14 protein-coding genes and 2 pseudogenes are annotated in these 17,885 nt (G+C 70.6%); 4 read left to right on the forward strand and 12 right to left on the reverse strand.

The window, feature by feature from the left end; translation table 11 throughout:
• Nucleotides 1–12 precede the first annotated feature (12 nt).
• The 7 genes and pseudogenes from OHA99_RS08215 to OHA99_RS08245 form a co-directional block, all read right to left on the reverse strand.
• Complete coding sequence (locus OHA99_RS08215; RefSeq protein ID WP_405695007.1) at nt 13–1,581, reverse strand: FAD-dependent oxidoreductase; 1,569 nt, start codon at nt 1,579–1,581, stop codon at nt 13–15.
• On the reverse strand, nt 1,578–2,345 hold the full coding sequence (locus tag OHA99_RS08220; protein ID WP_405695009.1) for a class I SAM-dependent methyltransferase: 768 nt from the start codon (nt 2,343–2,345) through the stop codon (nt 1,578–1,580). Before OHA99_RS08220 ends, OHA99_RS08215 begins: the two co-directional genes overlap by 4 nt.
• Nucleotides 2,342–3,559 carry a lycopene cyclase family protein gene (locus OHA99_RS08225; RefSeq protein WP_405695011.1) on the reverse strand — a complete coding sequence of 406 codons (1,218 nt, stop codon included), beginning with the start codon at nt 3,557–3,559 and terminating at the stop codon, nt 2,342–2,344. The genes OHA99_RS08220 and OHA99_RS08225 overlap by 4 nt, the downstream gene beginning before the upstream one ends.
• Nucleotides 3,556–3,945, reverse strand: a complete 390-nt coding sequence (locus OHA99_RS08230; RefSeq protein WP_405695013.1) for an SDR family NAD(P)-dependent oxidoreductase — start codon at nt 3,943–3,945, stop codon at nt 3,556–3,558. Before OHA99_RS08230 ends, OHA99_RS08225 begins: the two co-directional genes overlap by 4 nt.
• An 87-nt stretch (nt 3,946–4,032) precedes the next feature.
• Nucleotides 4,033–4,249: pseudogene (locus OHA99_RS08235) on the reverse strand (transposase); the annotation flags it as partial.
• 156 nt (nt 4,250–4,405) lie between these two features.
• Nucleotides 4,406–5,251, reverse strand: a complete 846-nt coding sequence (locus OHA99_RS08240) for a PaaX family transcriptional regulator C-terminal domain-containing protein (RefSeq protein ID WP_405698917.1) — start codon at nt 5,249–5,251, stop codon at nt 4,406–4,408.
• 35 nt (nt 5,252–5,286) lie between these two features.
• The gene (locus OHA99_RS08245; RefSeq protein ID WP_405695015.1) at nt 5,287–5,922 is read right to left on the reverse strand and encodes a GNAT family N-acetyltransferase; all 636 of its coding nucleotides are present in this window, start codon (nt 5,920–5,922) and stop codon (nt 5,287–5,289) included.
• 116 nt (nt 5,923–6,038) lie between these two features.
• On the opposite strand from OHA99_RS08245, the gene OHA99_RS08250 reads away from it, so the two are divergent.
• A complete protein-coding gene (locus OHA99_RS08250) occupies nt 6,039–7,103 on the forward strand; it encodes an alpha/beta hydrolase family protein (protein WP_405695017.1) in 1,065 nt (354 codons plus the stop codon).
• Between the two features lie 162 nt (nt 7,104–7,265).
• Nucleotides 7,266–7,565 (forward strand): MarR family transcriptional regulator, encoded by a 300-nt coding sequence (locus OHA99_RS08255; protein ID WP_405695019.1) that lies wholly within the window; start codon nt 7,266–7,268, stop codon nt 7,563–7,565.
• Nucleotides 7,566–7,665: 100 nt separating this feature from the next.
• On the opposite strand, the gene OHA99_RS08260 is transcribed toward OHA99_RS08255, so the two are convergent.
• From OHA99_RS08260 to OHA99_RS08270, 3 genes and pseudogenes are all read right to left on the reverse strand, one after another.
• The gene (locus tag OHA99_RS08260; RefSeq protein WP_405698918.1) at nt 7,666–8,916 is read right to left on the reverse strand and encodes an NAD(P)/FAD-dependent oxidoreductase; all 1,251 of its coding nucleotides are present in this window, start codon (nt 8,914–8,916) and stop codon (nt 7,666–7,668) included.
• 180 nt (nt 8,917–9,096) lie between these two features.
• Nucleotides 9,097–9,637 (reverse strand): annotated as a pseudogene (locus OHA99_RS08265) (transcriptional regulator); the annotation flags it as partial.
• 227 nt (nt 9,638–9,864) lie between these two features.
• Entirely contained in the window at nt 9,865–10,380 is a 516-nt protein-coding gene (locus OHA99_RS08270) for an ATP-binding protein (RefSeq protein ID WP_405695021.1), read from the reverse strand.
• Between the two features lie 242 nt (nt 10,381–10,622).
• Here OHA99_RS08270 and OHA99_RS08275 point away from each other — a divergent pair, with 242 nt between their 5' ends.
• Nucleotides 10,623–11,615 carry a LysR family transcriptional regulator gene (locus OHA99_RS08275; RefSeq protein ID WP_405695023.1) on the forward strand — a complete coding sequence of 331 codons (993 nt, stop codon included), beginning with the start codon at nt 10,623–10,625 and terminating at the stop codon, nt 11,613–11,615.
• Nucleotides 11,616–11,789: 174 nt separating this feature from the next.
• On the opposite strand, the gene OHA99_RS08280 is transcribed toward OHA99_RS08275, so the two are convergent.
• A complete protein-coding gene (locus OHA99_RS08280; RefSeq protein WP_125628450.1) occupies nt 11,790–13,025 on the reverse strand; it encodes a protease in 1,236 nt (411 codons plus the stop codon).
• Nucleotides 13,026–13,190: 165 nt separating this feature from the next.
• A complete protein-coding gene (locus OHA99_RS08285; RefSeq protein WP_164382783.1) occupies nt 13,191–15,788 on the reverse strand; it encodes a collagenase in 2,598 nt (865 codons plus the stop codon).
• A gap of 446 nt (nt 15,789–16,234) precedes the next feature.
• On the opposite strand from OHA99_RS08285, the gene OHA99_RS08290 reads away from it, so the two are divergent.
• On the forward strand, nt 16,235–17,800 hold the full coding sequence (locus OHA99_RS08290) for an ABC transporter substrate-binding protein (RefSeq protein ID WP_405698920.1): 1,566 nt from the start codon (nt 16,235–16,237) through the stop codon (nt 17,798–17,800).
• Nucleotides 17,801–17,885 lie beyond the last annotated feature (85 nt).

Genomic DNA, 17,885 nt, shown 5'->3' on the forward strand with positions numbered 1-17,885 from the left:
GGCGGTCGCCGGTCAAGGGGAGGAGCGGCGACCGGCGACGGCTCCGAGCGCCCGGAGGACGGGGGGACGTCCCGCGCGGGGGACGGTCCACAGCACCTGGCCGCGTACGCCCCGGTCGGCGAGCAGCGCGTTCGCCGCCAGGAAGCCGGTGGTGGCGGCCCGTTCCATGAGGGCGACGGGCAGGTCGCAGCGGATGGCGTCGCCGGCCAGGGTCAGCCAGGGGTGGGGGGTGCGTACGGTGGGGCGCCGGTGGTGGGAACCGACCGGGAAGAGCGGGCAGTCGGAGCGCCACTCGTGCCGGGCGTCGACGACGCGCGCCTCGCGGGTCTCCGGGTACACCTGGTGCAGCCGGTCCACGAGCAGGTCCTGCACCTTTTTGGGTTCCGCCGGGGGATCGACGGCGTAGGCGTGCAGCTCCACCACCGAACCGCCGGTCCGCTCGGCCCAGCGGGCGGCCTCGCCCTCGTACCGTTCAAGGACGCTGATGTTGTCCAGACCGCCGTAGCCACTGGTGCCGAGAAACCCCGGGCGGTCGGCGCGCACCGCCCGGTCGAGCCAGAGCCGGGAGACGAGGAACGGCGGTGCGGTGCGCAGGGCGGCGATGTCCTCGCGCCAGCCGGAGGTGCCCAGGCCGGTTGACGCGCCGACGACCCGGCGCAGTCCTCCAGGGTCGAGGGCGAGCACGACCGCCTGGTGGCGTCCCGTACCGGTGTCGGTCAGCACGTCCGCTCCCGTGTCGCCGGCGGGCAGCACGCCGTGCACGGGCGTACCGGTGCGGATGTCCGCCCCGAGGCGCTGGAGGTAGCCGGCGAGCGGGTCCCAGAGCGCCTGGGGGAAGGGTTCGCTCGGCACGTCGAAGAGCAGGCCCTCGGCCGAACCGAGGAAGTAGATGTGGAACATCAGCAGCAGTTCGGCGGCGGACAGTTCGCGCGGGTCGGCGAAGAAGCTGCGCGAGAACACCTCGAAGGCCAGATGGTGCGCGGCTTCCGGGAAGCGGACGCCCTCCAGGAAGCCGGTGGCGCTGACCTCGTCGAAGCGTTCGTAGACCTCGGGCACCCGCACGTCGAGCAGCGGGAGGGCGGCCCGGGGGTCCATGGCGGCCAGGTCCCGCCAGCCGAAGGTGGGGCTGAGGGCGACGAATCCGAGCGCGCTGAGGGGTGGGGTCCTCGGGACGCGGGCGAAGCCGTCGGTCAGGCCGCCGCTGTGCCGCAGGGGGTAGTCGGGCAGCGGGGTGAGCCGCGCGAGGGCGGGGTCGGTGCGACGGAGCAGGCCGCGGAGGTTGTAGTACTGGCGGAAGAAGGCGTGGAAACCGCGGGTCATGGTGACCGGGGAGCCGTCCGCCAGCCGGGTGTGCCATCCGGCGAGCCGTCCGCCGAGCGATGCCTCCTTCTCGTACAGGGTCACGCGGGCGCCGCGTTCGGCGAGCAGGGTGGCGGCGGCGAGTCCGGCGATTCCGCCGCCGATCACCGCGACGGACGGCTCTTCCCCGCGCTGGAACCGGCTCCTGCCGGGTGTGGGCAGCACAACCTCTGCCTTGCGGTCGCGGCCCCTTCGGGCGGGATCGGTGCGGCGGCGGGTCACTGCGCGTGCTCCCTTCCCAGGGGTGAGAAGGCCGGGGCCGAGGCGGTACTCGCCGGGGCCGAGTCGCCTCGGGCGACGAACGTGTGCACGATGCCCGTCTGCCATCCGGCGACCGGCGCGACGCGCACCCCGGTGAAGCCCGCTCGCGTCAGCCGGCCGGCGAAGGAGGGCGCGGTGTCGAAGACGGCGACACTGTGCCGCAGGTGTCGGTAGAGGGCGCGGTCGCCGGTCAGCGTGCCCGCCGGGACGACGACGCCCCGGCACACCGCCGTCCACAGGGCCCGGTGCCTGCGCGCGCCGCTGAGACTGTACTCGTGGACGGCGAGCCGCCCGCCCGGCCGCAGCAGGGCCCGGACGCTGCCGAGAACCGCGTCCGGGTCGGTGACGTTGCGGAACAGGTAGGCGGCGAAGACCGCGTCGAAGGGGCCTTCGCCGGCCGTCGCGACCTCCTCGGCGGTCAGGTGCAGGAAGCGCACGCGTGCGGGCCACGGCTTCGCCAGTGCGCGGCGGAGCATGCCCGCGGAGGCGTCCACGGCGGTGATCCGGGCCCGGGGCGCGGCCCTGAGCAGGGCCCGGGTGGAGGCGCCGGTGCCGCATCCGAGGTCGAGGACGTGCAGGCCCGCTCCGTCGTCGGGCAGGCGCAGGCGGCGGGCCGAGCGCAGCAGGCCGGTGCGGTGGCCGGGGTTGAGGGAGGTGAGACGGTCGTAGGTATGGGAGGCGTGGTCGAAGGCGCGGGCCAGGTCGTTGTCGCGAAGGAGGCTCATCGGTGGTTGTCTCCGTTTCTTGCGGTGGGCCGGGAGCGGCGGCGCAGGAAGGGCAGTTCGGCCGCCGTGCGGAGCATCGGCCGGACCGGGGTGCGCGGTCCGATACCCCACTCCTCGCGGAGTGAGGTGGCGCCGTCGAGGAAGCGCAGCAGGCGCTCGGCCGGGACGCGGCGGAACAACCCGGTGAAGAAGTCCGGGCCGTCGATCCGTCCGGTGTCCAGGGCGCGCAGCAGTATCGCGTCCATGGCCAGCGCCCGCGGTCCGTGGGGAGCGGGCAGGACGGTGCCGTGCCCGTCACGCAGCGCGGCGGCGACGGCCCTGCTCTGCCGCTGCGTCGCGGCGAAGGTGTAGCCGGTGGCGGGACGGGTGGCGCCGCCCGCGGCACCGATGCGGAACACGGCAGACCCGGAGCGCCGCGGAAAGCGCGCGTCGGTCATGGGGATGACCCCCTGCTCGGGCCGCTCCACGGTGAGCGCGCCGAGCCCGAGGATATCGTGGCAGTAGTGACCGAGCGCCGACTCGTACGCCTCGGTGGTCAGCGCGTCGCGGGAGAACTCGGTGTACTCCACGAGCGCCCGGTCCGGCGTGAGCGGCAGAACGTAGCCGAAGGCGAGCCCGTGTGCCGGCTGGGGCACGCGGAAGTCCATCAGATCGGCGACGGTGGGATCGAACCGTGCGGTGTCCGTGCGGACGAACCAGCCGCGGAAGTGCTGGAGCAGCTGCGTCCGGGCCGGCGGCAGCGCGCGCGGCGGCCGTGAGTCGAAGACGCGCCGGGCACGCAGCGTCAGGTACCAGCCTCCGGGCAGCGTGCAGCGGACTTCCGCGCCGCCGCGCACTCCGTGCACGGATTCCACCGTGGCGCGCAGGAGACGTCCGCCGTCCGCACGTGCCAGGCGGCCGTGGACCAGCCGCTCGAAGTCGGTCGAGCGCACCATGCGGTAGGTGAACGGTGCCGGGTCGACGGTGACCGGCCGGCCGTCGGCGCCGTGCAGGCGCAGCAGGGGCCAGGAGGCACTGACGACCTCGTCGAGACCGTCGGCACCCTCGCCCCAGTAGCACCAGGTCCGCTCCGCCGGGCGGAGCGGACCGTCGGGCGGCTCGATCACGGTCACGGTGGCGGCGCCGGTCTCCGTCAGCCGGTGCGCGAGGCCGAGACCCGCCGCGCCGCCACCGACGACCACCACGTCGGAGACTTCGGTGGCGTGCGGTGTCACCGGGCCCGCCGTTCGACGACCGGTGTTCCGTCCGGACCCGAGCGCACCAGCTCGGCGCCGGTCTCCACCGCGTCCGCGACGACGGTGGCCGGCCGGCGCGGGTCGCCGGACGCGATGACGAGAGCGTCCAGCCCTCCGAGGGCGGCCGACGCGTCGCGCACGGCACGAGCACACGACTCGGGGGCGTACGCGTCGAACCTGACGGCCGGGGCGCCCGGATACGCTCGTGCGGCGTGGGCCAGGCGGCTCGGATCACGTCCGGCAAGGGCCACGCGCGCACCTCGGCCGGCCGGTTCGGCGATGATCGCACCACCGAGTGCTCCAGTCGCACCAGCCACCAGGGCTCGGGCATCAATCAGTTCCACGTTCACCCCTGACACGGACACGGACGGCCGACGAGCACGTCCGCTCGTACCTGCTTCGGCAGCGGGGCGCCGTGTGGATGCGCCCCACGCGACTCAGAGGTCGTTCTGGGCCGGGACGCTGGTCGAGGTCTTCACGCTCTGGGCGTCGATCACGCACGCCGAAGGCTCGCCTTCACGCCACTGCTTTCCCGCAGCAGCTGCCGAAGCAGACCGTTGAGCCGGGCGAACACGCCCTCGTCCGCCCACTGGCGAAGTAGCCGTGGACGGTGTTCCAGTGCGGGAAATCATGCGGCAGGTGGCGCCACTTGACGCCGGTGCGATCCACGGGCCACCGACCTCTCCCCCACCAGGTCAGACGGGGGCCGGCCGCCCTGCGGGCCCTGGCCGCGGAAAAGGATGGCCGCCGCTGATCCGGACCCGGGCCATCGGCCCTCGCGGTGACGTCACTCGACCGGCATGAGCTGCGCCGTCTGCTGCGTCTTCAGCGTGTGACCCGGTCGGCTGGTTCCCGGGTGATGTCGGCGTAGAGGCGGAAGAGGGCCGGGTGGGCCTTGCCGTGGTCGCGTTCGTGCAGGGCTGCCCAGCACCGGGCGACGAGCTTCCGGGCCTGGGTGCCGGGCCAGGGCTGGGGCAGCAGCTGCGGCGGCAGCAGCGGGTCGGGCTCCATGGCGCGGGTGAGTTCGGCGGCCAGCTCGACAGCGATGGTGAGAAGTGCGGCCGCGGAGAGTTCGACAGGGCCGGTGAGCCGGGCGAGACGGGGCTGGGTGATGCGGCTGAGGTGGTGGTAGCGGTCGGCGATTTGTTGCAGAGGCCACAGTCGGCAGGCGAGCTCGGCAGGCTCCCGGGTGTCGCCCCTGCGCAGGTCCGTCGTGGTGAGGAGGGTGAGCGCGGTGTGGGCGCCGATGCGGTGGGCCGTTTCTTCGACGTACGGTTCCCATGGGTTGGCGCAGACGTACAGTCCGCCCTGGAGCGGAGCGCCGCCGAGGTGGAGGAGCGTCTCGCGCAGGGCGTCCCGGGAGGTGCGCGCCGATTCGGGCACTGCGAAGGCGGCCAGGTGCCAGACACCGTCCCAGGGCGCGAGCCCGGCGTCCTGCTGGAATGCGTGCCGCAGGAAGTCCGCGTTGGGGACAAGGGCACGCATGGTGTCGGTGGTCGCGCGCAGTTCCGCCTTGCGACCCCGGCCTTCGTGGGTGAACCGGCCTTCGGCCACGAGGCGTTTGACGCACAGCCGTATCTGCTGGTCGCTCATGCCCAGGGTGTTGGCGACGGTGTACAGCTCGTCCGCGCCGACGGTGCCGTCCTCACGGATCAGCGCGTGGACGAGCATGCGGGTGGGGACCTCGACGTGGTCGGTGTCGGCGCTCACAGTTCCCTCGCCCCTCCTGGTCCGACCGGGCGGTGCATGGTGGTCACGGCGCCGAAACCTAGCAGCCCGCGCAGGTAGGGCGTGTGCTCGGTCCGTACGGCCGTGAAGCCGCGCCGCTCGTACAGGGACCGGGCCCGCGGGTTGGTGTCGATCACGTCCAGTCTGATCTCCCGGCAGCCCTGCTCCGCCGCGACGGCGGCCACTTCCTCGATGAGCAGGCTTCCGACGCCGCGGCCGCGCATGTCCGGGTCCACGGCGATGCCGTCCATGACGAGTTGTCCGGGGGCCGGGTGACGTTCGAACAGGGCGAGGAGCAGGAGTCGGTGCAGTCCTCGCAGGTGTCCGTAAGCGCGCAGCACGGCGCGGGCCGATCCTCCGGTGAGAGCCCGCCCGTCGTGGTGGTAGCCGGCGAGGCCGACGAGCTGCCCGTCGAGGAGTGCGCAGACCGCTCGGTCGGTGTTCAGGTGGGCGGAGATAAAGGCCACGGCCTTGTCCGCCGGGTTCAGGGCGGGACCGAGTTTGCGGCCGAACGCGTCCCAGTACAGCTCGGCCACCCGCCGCTCGGCTCCAGCCGGAACGCCCCGCCGCACCGTCACCGGTCCGGCCCCGGGGCCTGTCACGTCCAGTCCCATGCCGTGCCTTCCTCTCTTCCTGGAAACCGAGACTTAAAACTATCAGATGCTAAACGGTCGTGCCTGTGATGATAGTTTCGGTGTCTGCTTCACTCCCGAACAGAGGCGGCCCTCCCATGTGTCCGAAGACCCGGCCCCGACGAAGCGGGCTCCGCATCGCCGTGTGGTCACTCGTCACGGTCCTGGTCGTGGCCGTCGGCCTCGTCGGTGTGGTGCTGTGGCAGAACGACTACGACATGGACGAGCAGCGAGTCTCGATCCGCCACGGCGGCCACACCCTCAACGGCGTACTGGCCGTCCCCAGGGACGGACACAGGCGCCACGGTCTGGTCGTGTACGTCCACGGCGACGGTCCCGTCGACGCCACCCACGACGACGGTTACAAGCCCATGTGGGAGGCGAACGCCAAAGCCGGGTACGCCTCATTGTCCTGGGACAAGCCCGGCGTCGCGGGTGCGCCCGGAAACTGGCTCGACCAGTCCATGGACGACCGGGCCGACGAGGCGGCCGCCGCCATCGCCTGGGCCCGCGCCCGCCCGGACATCGACGGCGGCCGGATCGGACTCTGGGGCGCCAGCCAGGCGGGCTGGGTCCTGCCGAAGATCGCCGCCAAGACGCCCGTGAGCTTCGTCATCGCCGTCTCGCCCGCGATCAACTGGCTCCGGCAGGGGCGCTACAACCTCCTCGCCGAGCTGCGCGCCGATGGCGCATCAGCAGCCCGCACCGAGGCGGAGGTCGCCAAGAGCGACACCACCCGCCGGCTGTTGGGACGCCACGCGACCTTCGAGGAGTACGTCAGGACGATGGGCGGCGACGCGGACGGCATGACCGCCGACCGCTGGGGCTTCGTCTCCAGGAACTACACCGCGGACGCCACGCGAGACCTCCGCGCCCTGCTCGGCGTACCGGTGCTCCTCACCCTCGCGGGTCATGACATCAACGTGGACACCGCCGACACGGAGCGCACGTACCACAAGGAGCTGGACGCAGGGGGTGCACTGACGGTCAGGCGTTACCCGGACGCGACCCATTCACTGCTCAAGCAGTCCATCGAGCAGTCGGACCTCAAGATCACGCTCACCGCGCTCTTCTACCCCCGCTCGCTCTTCGCGGACGGATTCCTGGACGATCAAAGACAGTTCCTCAAAGAACTCAGCCGAAGCAGTCACGCCACTTCATGACACTCCCGCGAGCCCCGCCATGGCGCACGGTGCACGTTCCGAAGCGCAAACCCAACCCGGCTACCCCGGAAACTTCGCAGCACCCTCACACCTGGGAGACCTGTTTCCGGAAACTTGTTCCGGGTATCTCCACCAGGGCCGAGTTGAAGGGGCAGAGCAGAGGTGGACGAGCAGGCCGGGAAGTGGGGCTTCCTCACCAACCACGCACGCGTGCTGCTGGTCATCGCGCAAGAGCCTGCGAGCCGCCTTCGTGACATCGCCGCGGCCTGCCACATCACCGAACGCACCGCGCTGAGCATCGTCACCGACCTCGAACAGGACGGCTACCTGCGACGCGAACGCGACGGCCGGCGCACGCGCTACATCCTCAACCGGGGCGGCACCCTCCGCCGTCCAGCAGAAGCACACGTGCCGGTCCGGGAGCTACTCGAACTCTTCACCGCACACGACAGCCAACGCTGAAGCTGCAGCCCGCCGCACGACGAAGGCACCGGACGCACACGACTACAGTGCGTATTCGTCAGGTCGCGACCGGCTTGGAAGCGACCTCTCACTGCCGGCGTCACCTCTGCGGCCGGAGGTCGGCGGACACCTCTCGCGCGGCGCGCGCGCCAGAGGACAGGGCGCCCTGCACCGAGCCGGTCGCCCGGTAGTCGCCGCACACGTACCTGCCCGGGCCGAGGCGGGTGGTGCGACTCAACGGCCAGGGCGGCACCATCGCGGGCAGCGCGCCCTCGACGGTGCAGGCGGCGACCTGCTGCCAGTTGCTCGTGTCCGTGCCGTACAGCTCGGCCAGACGCCGGAGCACCGTCCGTCCCCTGCCGGGAGGATCTGTTCCCAGGACGGAGGTGGAGATCAGCGCGGTGCCGGGGGGAGCGTAGGTGGGAGCGACCGCGCTGATCACGCAGGTGTTCAGGAGGGTGCCGGTGCTGTCCGCCATCAGGGTCGGTGCGGCCGTCGGCGGGCTGTCGGTGGCGTGGTGGTAGGTGGTGACGGTGCGGGTGTCCGGCACGGTCAGCTCCGGCAGCAGGCCGGCGGCGGTCGCCGGGTCCGTCGCGACCACGACGGCCCGGGCCGGTACCTCGCTCCCGTCCCCCAGCAGCACTCCGGCGTCGGTGACCTCCGCGACGGGCGTGCCGAGACGCAGGACGCCGTCGGGCAGGCCGTCGGCGAGCCGTGCCGGCACGGCGCCGATGCCCTCCGCCGGCAGGCACAGGGAGCCACGGACCATGCTCCGCCAGACCAGGTCGAAGAAGCGCGCGGAGGTCTCCAGCCGGTCCTCCAGGAACACACCCGCCAGGAACGGCCGCAGGACTTCGGCGATCACGACGTCCGACAGGCCCGCCCCGGACAGGGCTGCCGAGGTGGTGCGGTCGCGGCGCCGTCGGATGGTGGACACGGGCAGCACGGCGTTCCGTGCGGTGAGTGCCGCCAGCGCGGCGAGGTCGCGGGCCGACAGGACGCGCCCCGGCAGCAGCGTCCCCGCCGCGCCGGGCTCCCTGGTCGGATCGGCGAGACGGACAGGCCCGTGCGGTGTGTGGGCGACAAAGCCCGCTGTGAACGGCCGCAGTCGCAGGCTCCGCAGGTCCAGGCGTCGCTTCACCTGTGGGTACGAGGTGTTGAACACCTGGAAGCCCCGGTCCAGCAGGAAGCCGTCCCGCCGGTCCGTGCGCATCCGGCCGCCCACGCCGTCGGACGCCTCCAGCAGGGCCACCCGCCATCCGGCAGCGCACAGGTCCAAGGCGCACGCCAGGCCGGCCAGGCCCGCACCGACGACGACCGAGTCCGGTGCCCGGCGGTGTTCGTCGCTCACACGTCCGTCGCTCATACGTCCCCTCGATCGACGCCGTACCCGTGGCACCCGGAAGCCGAGCCCGTCCGCTCAACCTCTCCGTGTCGTCCAGTACCCGTGACCGGCGGACACAGGCCGGTGCCGAGCATGGAGCGAGAGCTCCACGGACGCCACGACCGAGTACCGGCGGACGACAACACGTCACGAGGACGACGACGCCGACGACTCCAGGGCGGCGACCGCCTCGGCGAGTCCCGACGGACGCGCGAGACCGGCCACCGCCTGCCCCGCCCAGCCGGGTCCCAGGGTCAGGACGACCGGCCTGCGACGGGCTCCGCCACTCCCCACTCCATCGCGGTCACGTGCTGGGCCAGCGGCCGACTGGCGGTGGTGCGGGACTGCGCCCACAGCCCCACCGCGGCCGGCCCGGTCCTGCGTACCGCCGCGACGAGCGACTCGACGGGCAGGGCACCGCCGAACATCCGCACCGGAACCCCTCGCTCCGCCAGCGCCGCGGACAGCACCTCCAACGGCAGCGTGTGATTCTCCCCGGCACACAGGCGAGCACCGTGACGGCGCCCGGACCGTCCGCGACCGAATGGGGCGTTGCTCGCCACAGGGCACCGAAGACGTGCCACAACAGGAAGTGCTCGACCTCGACACACTTGTCCCCCGAGGTCTCCCACTTGCGGCCGACGGCCTGGAGCGTCGGCACGATCACCTCGGCCCAGGCGGCGACCAGTCGCCTGTTCGGCATGCCGGTACGCACGTCGGCGCAGGCCGAGGCCGGGTTGTGCGATCCCGGTCTGCGGCAGATCACGAAGGAGTCATGCGGCGACGGTGAAGGTATCCCCGTCGCTCGGGTCCGGTCGGTCGAGCAATCCGCCCCGAAGGTGTCAGCGCAGGTCAGGACCCCTTGCCGACCGGTTCGAGGATCGCGACGGACGCCACATGCGACATCATCCGAGCTCACATCGCCGGAAACAGACTCGCCAGTAGTCCGCTTCCTCGGGGAGTCAGTGACCAGCGCTCCCGGCCGGCCCCGAAGCCGCGGTCCGCCTCCTCGGCGGACGCCGACTCGACGACCCGCTCCTGGGGCGTCCGCAGCGGGAGCACCGCCCAGCAGCGCTTGCCGCGGGAAGTGGTCTCGGCTCCCCGTATCAGACTGAGGTCCTCGATCAGGGTGAGTCCCCTCCCGCACTCCCCGTCCGCCTCCGTCTGCCGAGGCCGCGGGAGCTCCCGGCTGTCGTCGAGGACCGCGACGACGACCATGCCGTGCACCAGCGTCAACTCGACGGTCATGGGCCCGCCCGCGTGCCGCAGCCCGTTGGTGAGGAGCTCGGAGGTCACGAGTTCCACGCTGAAACGGAGCTCTTCCTCGACTGGCCCTCCCCACCAGCTCAGCGCGGTGGAGACGCGGTGGCGGGCGCGGTGAACCGCGGCCCCGGTCGCTTCGACGGTGAAACTGATGCAGGTGTGAGGCATGATGTCGCTCCTCGATGGCGGTGCGCTTCAGGCTTCCGCAGTCGCCTCTGCGGACCAACACGCAGGTCCGAGATTTCCACGGCGGTCACCCGGGAACAACCAGCCAGGCCATACCAGAGGCTCCGGCTCACCCATAACCCTCGGGCTACTGGACGACCGAAGGCGTCGGGCCGTCTCGGATTCCCCACCGCCTTCCTCCTGGCGCATAATGGAACCCTGTTCACCCGGAGCGAGGTGCCCCCGTGGAACTTGAGCTGCGCCACTTGCGCGTGCTGTGTGCGATAGCCGACGCAGGGGGCGTCGGCCGGGCCGCCGCGGCACTCGGGTACACCCAGCCGGCGATGAGCACCCAACTGCGCCGCATCGAGGGGCTGCTCGGCGAGGGCGTCTTCCTGCGCAGCAGCGCGGGTGTGGAACTGACCGCCTACGGCGCCCAGGTCGTCGGCCGGGCCCGGGAGATCCTGGCGCTCTCCGACGATCTCACGCGTCTGCGGCCTCCCCGCTCCTCCGGGACGACACGTCGGCTTCGCCTCGGCGCCATCAACACACCGGTGGTGCCCACCTTGCTCGACGTCCTCCGCGAAGCCTGCCCCGACATAACCGTCTCGGTCAGCAGTGTGTACGCCACCGGAGAACTCATCGGTCTCCTGGAGGCCGGCGAACTCGACATCGCCCTGGGATGCGACTACCCCGGGCTTCCGCTTCACCACTCTCCGAAACTGGACCACCGAGCGATCAGAACCGTCCCTGTCTTCGTGGCCACCCCCGCCGACCACCCACTGGCACACCGGCTGGAGGTGTCCTTGGCCGACCTGGCGGAGGACGCGTGGTTCGTCTCCGCGGACGACGGGGTGGGCTGGCCCGGCGCCTTCTACGACGCGTGTGGGGCCGCGGGATTCAGGCCCGCCGTCACTCACGAGTTCCACATGCTCGACCAACTGCAGTCGATGATCGCCAAGGGTCTGGGGGTGGCCGCCGTCCAGCCCACCATGCGCCCGGTGGGCGGAGTACTGGTCAAACCCCTCGCGGGGGATCCGCTGTGGCAGCGGCATCTGCTCGTCTGGCGGCGGGACTCGGTCGAGGCGTCGACCGTCGAGGTGGTACACCACCACGCCGTACGCACCCACTGGCAACTGCTGTCACAGGCTCCGCACTTCCAGAAGTGGGTGACGCGCGCATACGCACCCGCCCGTCCCGCGAACGGAGCCGGAAAGGCGCTCCCCGGTACGGTCTGACCGGCCGACGCGTTCCACCGCGCTGCGGCATGCACGGTGTGCCACGCCCCCGCCCCCAGTCCGCTGGGTGGCGGACGGAGCGGAGTACGAGGGAGGACGCCGACCGCGGCTGCGGCGGTCGACGCCCTCCTGATGTGCACCGGGGCGGTACGCTCGCGGTCCGCCCGGGGTTGCCTAGCCTGCCAGCAGCGTGACCCCGCGGTCCGCCAGCGCTCGGCTGATCGGTTCGTGGATCATGCCACATCCGCTGTTCGGCCCCCCGCTGAGGATCCCGTGGGCCGTCGAGCCGTCGTAGACGCCGCTGCCGCTGTCACCGGGAGCGTCGCATGCGGTGGACCAGGTCATGCCGGTGAGGGTGCGGCCCGGGTAGGACACCGTCGCGTTGGTCTCGGTGATCTGCCCGCAGGTGTAGCCGGTCGTGGAGCCCTGCTTGCACACGTACTGGCCGACGTAGTCGTAGTCCCAGTTGGTGATGCGGGTCGAGGGGTAGACCCAGCCTCGCGGCTGCCAGAAGCCGGGGTCGTCGACCCTGACGATCGCGGAGTCGCCGTAGTAGCCGAAGGTGTAGTCGGCGACGTGACCGACCCCCCGGTAGCCGTAGCTGTAGGTGGGGACCTCCCAGTACGAGCTGTCTTCCGCACAGTGACCGGCGGTCATCATGTAGTAGCTGCTGCCGCTGTACGCCATGAAGGCGCTGGAGCAGCGCACGTTCGTGCCGTAGATGGCGAGGCCCGAGCGCAGCGGAGGGTCGCACGAGTACTGGCCGCCGCAGTAGAAGGGTTCGGAAGCGTGCGCGTAGGTGCTGACCTCGAGGCCCTCGCCGAGGGTCCGCTTCGCCCACTCCACCACTGCGCGCTGGGCGGGGGTGAGGGTCTTGCCCCGTGGCAGGTCCAGACGAACCTTGTTGTCCTGCACCACCACCGCGGACTGCAGACCGTGGGCGGTGTCCTTGTTCGCTGCGGCGATACGGTGGGCCAACTCCGCTGACATGCGGTTGAGTTGCCGCAGGCTGCGGTCGACGACGACGGTGGCCGTGTCGGGCGCCTGAGCCTGCGCGGACCGGGCCTCGACGAGCGCCGTGGCCGTCGACCGGGTGACGGCGACGGTCAGCCTGCCGCCGTGCTTCTGGTCGATCCAGGCTCCTGCGAAGCGGGAACCCAGGCGCTCGCGCAGCGCCGTCGCGACGTCGGTGAGTCGCTCCTGCCGCAGTACGCGTCGCTGTGCCTCCTGAGTGGAGATGTGCTGGTCCGCGGCGAGTTGGCCGGCCGCGGCCTGTTGCGAGGCGCTGAGCCGTGGGGTGTCCTGGTCGCCGCTGCCGGCGGCGGGTGTGGCGAGTGCGCAGGTGAGACCGACGGACGCGATGAGGGACCACATGGCGCGGCCTGGCCTGCGTGCGGGTAATGCCTTCACGTTCTGCCTCCTGGGAGGTAGGGATGCCCGTGTGCGGGCGGGCGATGTGTTCTCGGTCCGGGGCGACGGAGGTCTCCCCTCCTGCCGCCGCCCCGGACGCCGCCCGGAGCGGGGAGAGCCGCCCCGGGCCGTCGTGAGGGTCGTGCCTTGGTGCGGTGCCGTGCGTCAGTAGGCGGAACTCACGGTGACGCCGCTGAAGCTGCTGACGGCGTGCAGGCTGATGTAGTTGGCGCCGGCCGGCGGGTTGGTGATGGTCAGGGTGTGGCTGTTGCCGGCTCCCGTCGCCCGCTGCGTGTAGCTGGAGGTGCCGGGCCAGCCGCCGGCGCTGTAGTACAGGTCCGCGTCGCCCGTCCCGCCGGAGGTGGTGATCTTCAGCTGGGTGGTGCCGGCCGGGACGTAGAGGTACAGGTAGGCGTAGTTGCCGGTGGTGGCCGACTGGTTGCCGCGTTGGCAGTTCTGGCCCAGTTCCCGGGTGTCGGTCCCGGTGCACTCGGTGCCGCCGCCTCCGCCGCTGCCGACGGTGACCGTCCTCGTGGCGGTGGCGGTGGCTCCCTTGTCGTCGGTGACGGTCAGCTTCACCGTGTAGGACCCGGCCGACCCGTACGTCTTGACGGGGTTGGTGGCCGTGGAGGTGGTGCCGTCGCCGAAGCTCCAGGACCGGGAGGCGATGGTGCCGTCGGCGTCCGTGGACTGGTCGGTGAAGGTGACGTCCAGGCCCTGGACGGCGGTGGTGAACGCGGCGGTGGGCGCCTGGTTGCCGGGCGGGTTGGTGCCCCCGCCACCGCAGTTGCCGGCCGCGCAGGCCGCCAGCCAGGTGTACCAGTCGCTGTCGTAGCGGGTGCCGATGGTGCTCGTCAGGTAGGAACGTGCTGCGTTCCAGTTCCCCGCCCGGTAGTAGCCGAGGACGGTGTCCATGTCGGCGCGGTGGTTCTCGAGCATGTACCGCACAGCGAGGTAGCCCCAGCGGTATATGCGGGTGGTGTCGTGGCTGTACGTGGTGTCGAACAGGGTGCTCAGCGCGTACGTGCGTCGCCCCGCCTCGGTCGTCGCCTCCGTGTAGGGGACACCGCGGTAGGAGTAGGAGACGTACTCCGCGAAGCCTTCGACCCACCAGATGGTCGGGGTGGTGATGTTGGCGTTGAAGTCGCCGTACATGTCGAAGCGGCCGTCGAGGTAGTGGGTGTACTCGTGGTTGAGGTTCCAGATCTGGAAGTCCGGGCGCAGCCACTCGGCCTCGTAGGCGATGAACCGCGGCTGGTTGCCGGCCGCCGACGGATTCCCCTCCAGGTACATGCCGCCGTTGTTGGTGTCGATCCCGTACATCGCACCGGCGTAGGTCTGGTAGTCGGTGCTGGAGTCGAAGACCACGACCTCGATGGTGCTGTTGTTGTCGTTCGCGACGGGGCCGTTGTCACGGACCACGTTGTGGAAGTAGGCGTCCTGGTTGCGCAGGCTGCTGCAGCTGGAGGACAGCTCCCCCGAGGTCATCTGCTGCGCCTTGATGGTGATGCTGGAGCTGCACGGGTAGGTCACCGTCAGGACGGAGCGGGCCAGTTGAGCCTGGAGGTCGCAGGTGCCGTAGTAGGAGCAGTTGGCCTTGTCGTAGTAGTCGGTCATCTCGGCGACACCGACCCACAGCGGGGCCGTCCGGCCCTTGATGGAGCTGGAGTTGAGCAGGCCCGCGGCCAGGGGGCTGACCTTGGAGCGCAGCGCGGAATGCTGCAGGAAACGGCCGAGTTCACGTCCCGCGTTCGACGTAAGGTAGGACTGGTCCGTTCCCAGCAGCGCGAGATGACCGCTCGCGAAGTTGTAGAGCGCGTCGATCAGACCCGGGTCGGACTGCACGGCACTCACGAACGCGGGCACCTGGTGGCCGCGGAAGGTCACCGTGTACACGTTGTTGACCGCGTTGAGCATCCACCACGACGAGTTCCAGGTGGAGCCGTAGTCCGCCAGCAGCCGCTTGAGCACGGGGATGTAGCGGGCGTTCTCCTCGGCGCTGTCGATGAGGGTGACGGCCTCGGCGAGCGTCTCGCCGTTGGCGTCGTTGACGTCGCGCGAGTGCGGGCTGGCGAAGAAGGCGTCGAGCCCCGCGCGTATCGCGGTCTGCAGACTGCTGCCGTAGGTGCCCACCGTACCGGCGTTGTAATAGTGCACGTAGTAGCCGGCGCGCAGGTAGAGCACGAGCTGCGGCATACCGGTGGAGGCGTTGCCCGGGTAGGACGTCGAACCGTCACGCAGGGCATAGGCGACCGAGGCCATCTGCGACTCGCGGAAGGCGTAGTAGGCGTCCGTCCCGGTCAGGTTGAACAGAGTGTTGACGCAGTCGGTCGTGGACGCCTTGATCTGCTGGACCAGCGCACCGCCACTCCGGCTGGTGAAGTCGGAGACGTTGCACGCGGCGGCACGCGCACGGGACTTGCCGGCCTTGCCGGCGACCGCCTTGTCCGTCGACTTCGACGGACGGACCGGCGCCTTCGCGGTCTTGCCGTACACCTCCTTGAGCGCGTCCTTGCTCGCTGCCAGGGGCGGCAGCTCGGACGCCTTCGTGCGTCCCTGCGCGACGTGCTCCGTCTCGGCGGTGGGGGACTGCGCGACGGGTGGGGGTCCTGCGTGCTCCGGGTCGTCCGCCGCGACGTGCACGACAGACCCGGTGTTCCCGGCTGCGCCGGCCGGCTGTGACAGCAGGCCCACGCTCATGGCGACGGTCAGGGCCAGCGGCAGCGCCGCCCCCAGACCTCGCCGTACCAGTGACTTTCTCACTGCGCCTCCCATGAGGGATCCGGCCGTGCGGAACACAGCCGATTGAAGGGGGGAGAGGGCGTGGGAAACGGAGTACCGCGCTGCCACCTGACGGAAGACGGATGTCCTCTCCGACTTGGCATGGCCACGCCCTGCTACAGGGAACATGGCACAGGTGACATTGCACAGGGAATGGCATCGAGGAGTGAGACCGTGGGCGGGACCCGCGCCAGCGGGTCCGCAGGACCACCGGAGACGATGCGGAACGGCTGCTGAGAGGGGGTGCAGACCCCTGGCGGTCCTCTCGCCGAACGGGCCATAACAGTTCCACCGTGTCAGTCATAAGACTTCGTTCCGGAAATGCCGTCAGGCTCCGAAGGAAGCGACGCCTGCGCATACTTGGCCGACACTCTCCCCCCAGGGGTATGAGGATTCCTGTTCGTCTCGATCTTGCGAGGACGAGCCTCATGAGGCATATTCGTGCGCACATCCGTGCGTCCGTCGTCACACCCACGGTGATCGCCACGGCACTGGCAGCCGGTCTGCTGCTTTACCCGACGGGCGACCAGGAGGGCGCCACCATCAAGGTCGGGACGACGGAACCGCCGACGTCACTCGACCCGGCCGGCGGCTACGACTCCGGCTCGACGGCTCTGTACAGCAATGTCTTCCAAACACTGCTGACCCTGGAGCCCGGAGTGGCGGAGCCCGTTCCCGACGCGGCCGAAAGCTGCTCCTTCACCGATTCCGGCCTACGCACCTATCGATGCCGGCTGCGGGATGACATCACCTTCTCCAGCGGACGCAGAATGACAGCCAAGGACGTCCGGTTCTCGTTCGAACGGGTCAAGAAGATAGATTCCGACGTGGGGCCGTCGTCCCTCCTGGACACCATCGAGTCGATGGACGCCCGCGACCGGACCATCACTTTCCGACTGACCGCACCGGACGCCACGTTCCCCTTCAAGCTGACGACCGGGGCGGGCTCGATCGTCGACTCAACCACGTACCCGGCGGACTCCCTGCGCTCGGACGACCGGATCGACGGGACCGGACCGTACGGCGTCGTCTCCTACGCGAAGGGCGAGGAGCTCTCCCTCTCGCCCAACCCTCGGTACAAGGGCGCCGCCGAGAACACCGGCCGGCCGATCGAACTCCACTTCTACGACACCCCCGACTCACTCGCCCGGGCCTGGAGATCCCACCGCATCGACGTCGCCCTCAGACAGCTTCCCCCCGAAATGCTCGCCGACCTGAACCCGAGCGATCCGGGGCTTCGCGTGACGGAGGCGCAGAGCGCGGAGACTCGAAACCTGTATCTCAACAACCGCCGCGGCAAGCCGTTCCACGACAGACGCACACGGCAGGCGGCGGCCTGGCTGATAGACAGGGACCGCATTTCCTACGACGTCTACGACGGAACCGTGGACCCGCTCTACTCCCTCATCCCGACGAGCATCACGGGCCACACCACCTCCTTCTTCGACAATTACCCTCACAAGGACGCCGAAAAGGCACGCCGCCTCCTCGTCGAGGCCGGTGAGGAAATCCCGCTGACTTTCACCTACGGTTACGCGGCGGGACGCGGCTCAGCCCACGAGGAGGCTGCGGAGGTGAAAAAGCAACTGGAGGCCGACGGGCTGTTCAAGGTGACCCTCAAGGGATATGAGTGGGATGCATTCCAGAAGAGCTGGGCCGAGGGAGAGCTCGACGCCTACGCCGTCGGCTGGGTCGCCGACTACCCCGATCCCGACACCTTCGGCGGTCCTCTCGTCGGCACGGACGGCACCATGGCAACGGGGTACGGCAGCAAGGCCGCCGACCGGCTGATCACGAACAGTCAGCGCTTCGCCGACCGGAGCGACGCCGAAGCCGACCTCGAAGCCCTTCAGAGGATCGTCGCCCGCGACGTGCCCGTCGTCCCGCTGTGGCAGGCCAAGGACTTCGTGGTGTCCGGGGAGGACGTGGGCGGCGGCCAGTACGCGGTGGACGGCACGGGGCTACTGCGCCTGTGGCGACTGACCTGGATCTGACGGCCCGGTCCTGACCCGACCGGACGGAGACGTGCGCCTGTTCGCCGGGGTGCCGGGACCGCGATGCACACCGGCGAGGTGGGCT

The sequence above is a fragment of the Streptomyces coelicoflavus genome (assembly GCF_045041415.1).
In the GTDB taxonomy this organism is placed as follows: Bacteria; Actinomycetota; Actinomycetes; order Streptomycetales; family Streptomycetaceae; genus Streptomyces; species Streptomyces coelicoflavus.

Coding starts and splice junctions, on each gene's coding strand:
- OHA99_RS08245 (WP_405695015.1), bottom strand. CDS start 5,922: ATGGGACTGGACGTGACAGGCCCCGGGGCCGGACCGGTGACGGTGCGG.
- OHA99_RS08270 (WP_405695021.1), bottom strand. CDS start 10,380: ATGCCTCACACCTGCATCAGTTTCACCGTCGAAGCGACCGGGGCCGCG.
- OHA99_RS08290 (WP_405698920.1), top strand. CDS start 16,235: ATGAGGCATATTCGTGCGCACATCCGTGCGTCCGTCGTCACACCCACG.
- OHA99_RS08250 (WP_405695017.1), top strand. CDS start 6,039: ATGTGTCCGAAGACCCGGCCCCGACGAAGCGGGCTCCGCATCGCCGTG.
- OHA99_RS08220 (WP_405695009.1), bottom strand. CDS start 2,345: ATGAGCCTCCTTCGCGACAACGACCTGGCCCGCGCCTTCGACCACGCC.
- OHA99_RS08240 (WP_405698917.1), bottom strand. CDS start 5,251: ATGCTCGTCCACGCGCTGATCCGTGAGGACGGCACCGTCGGCGCGGAC.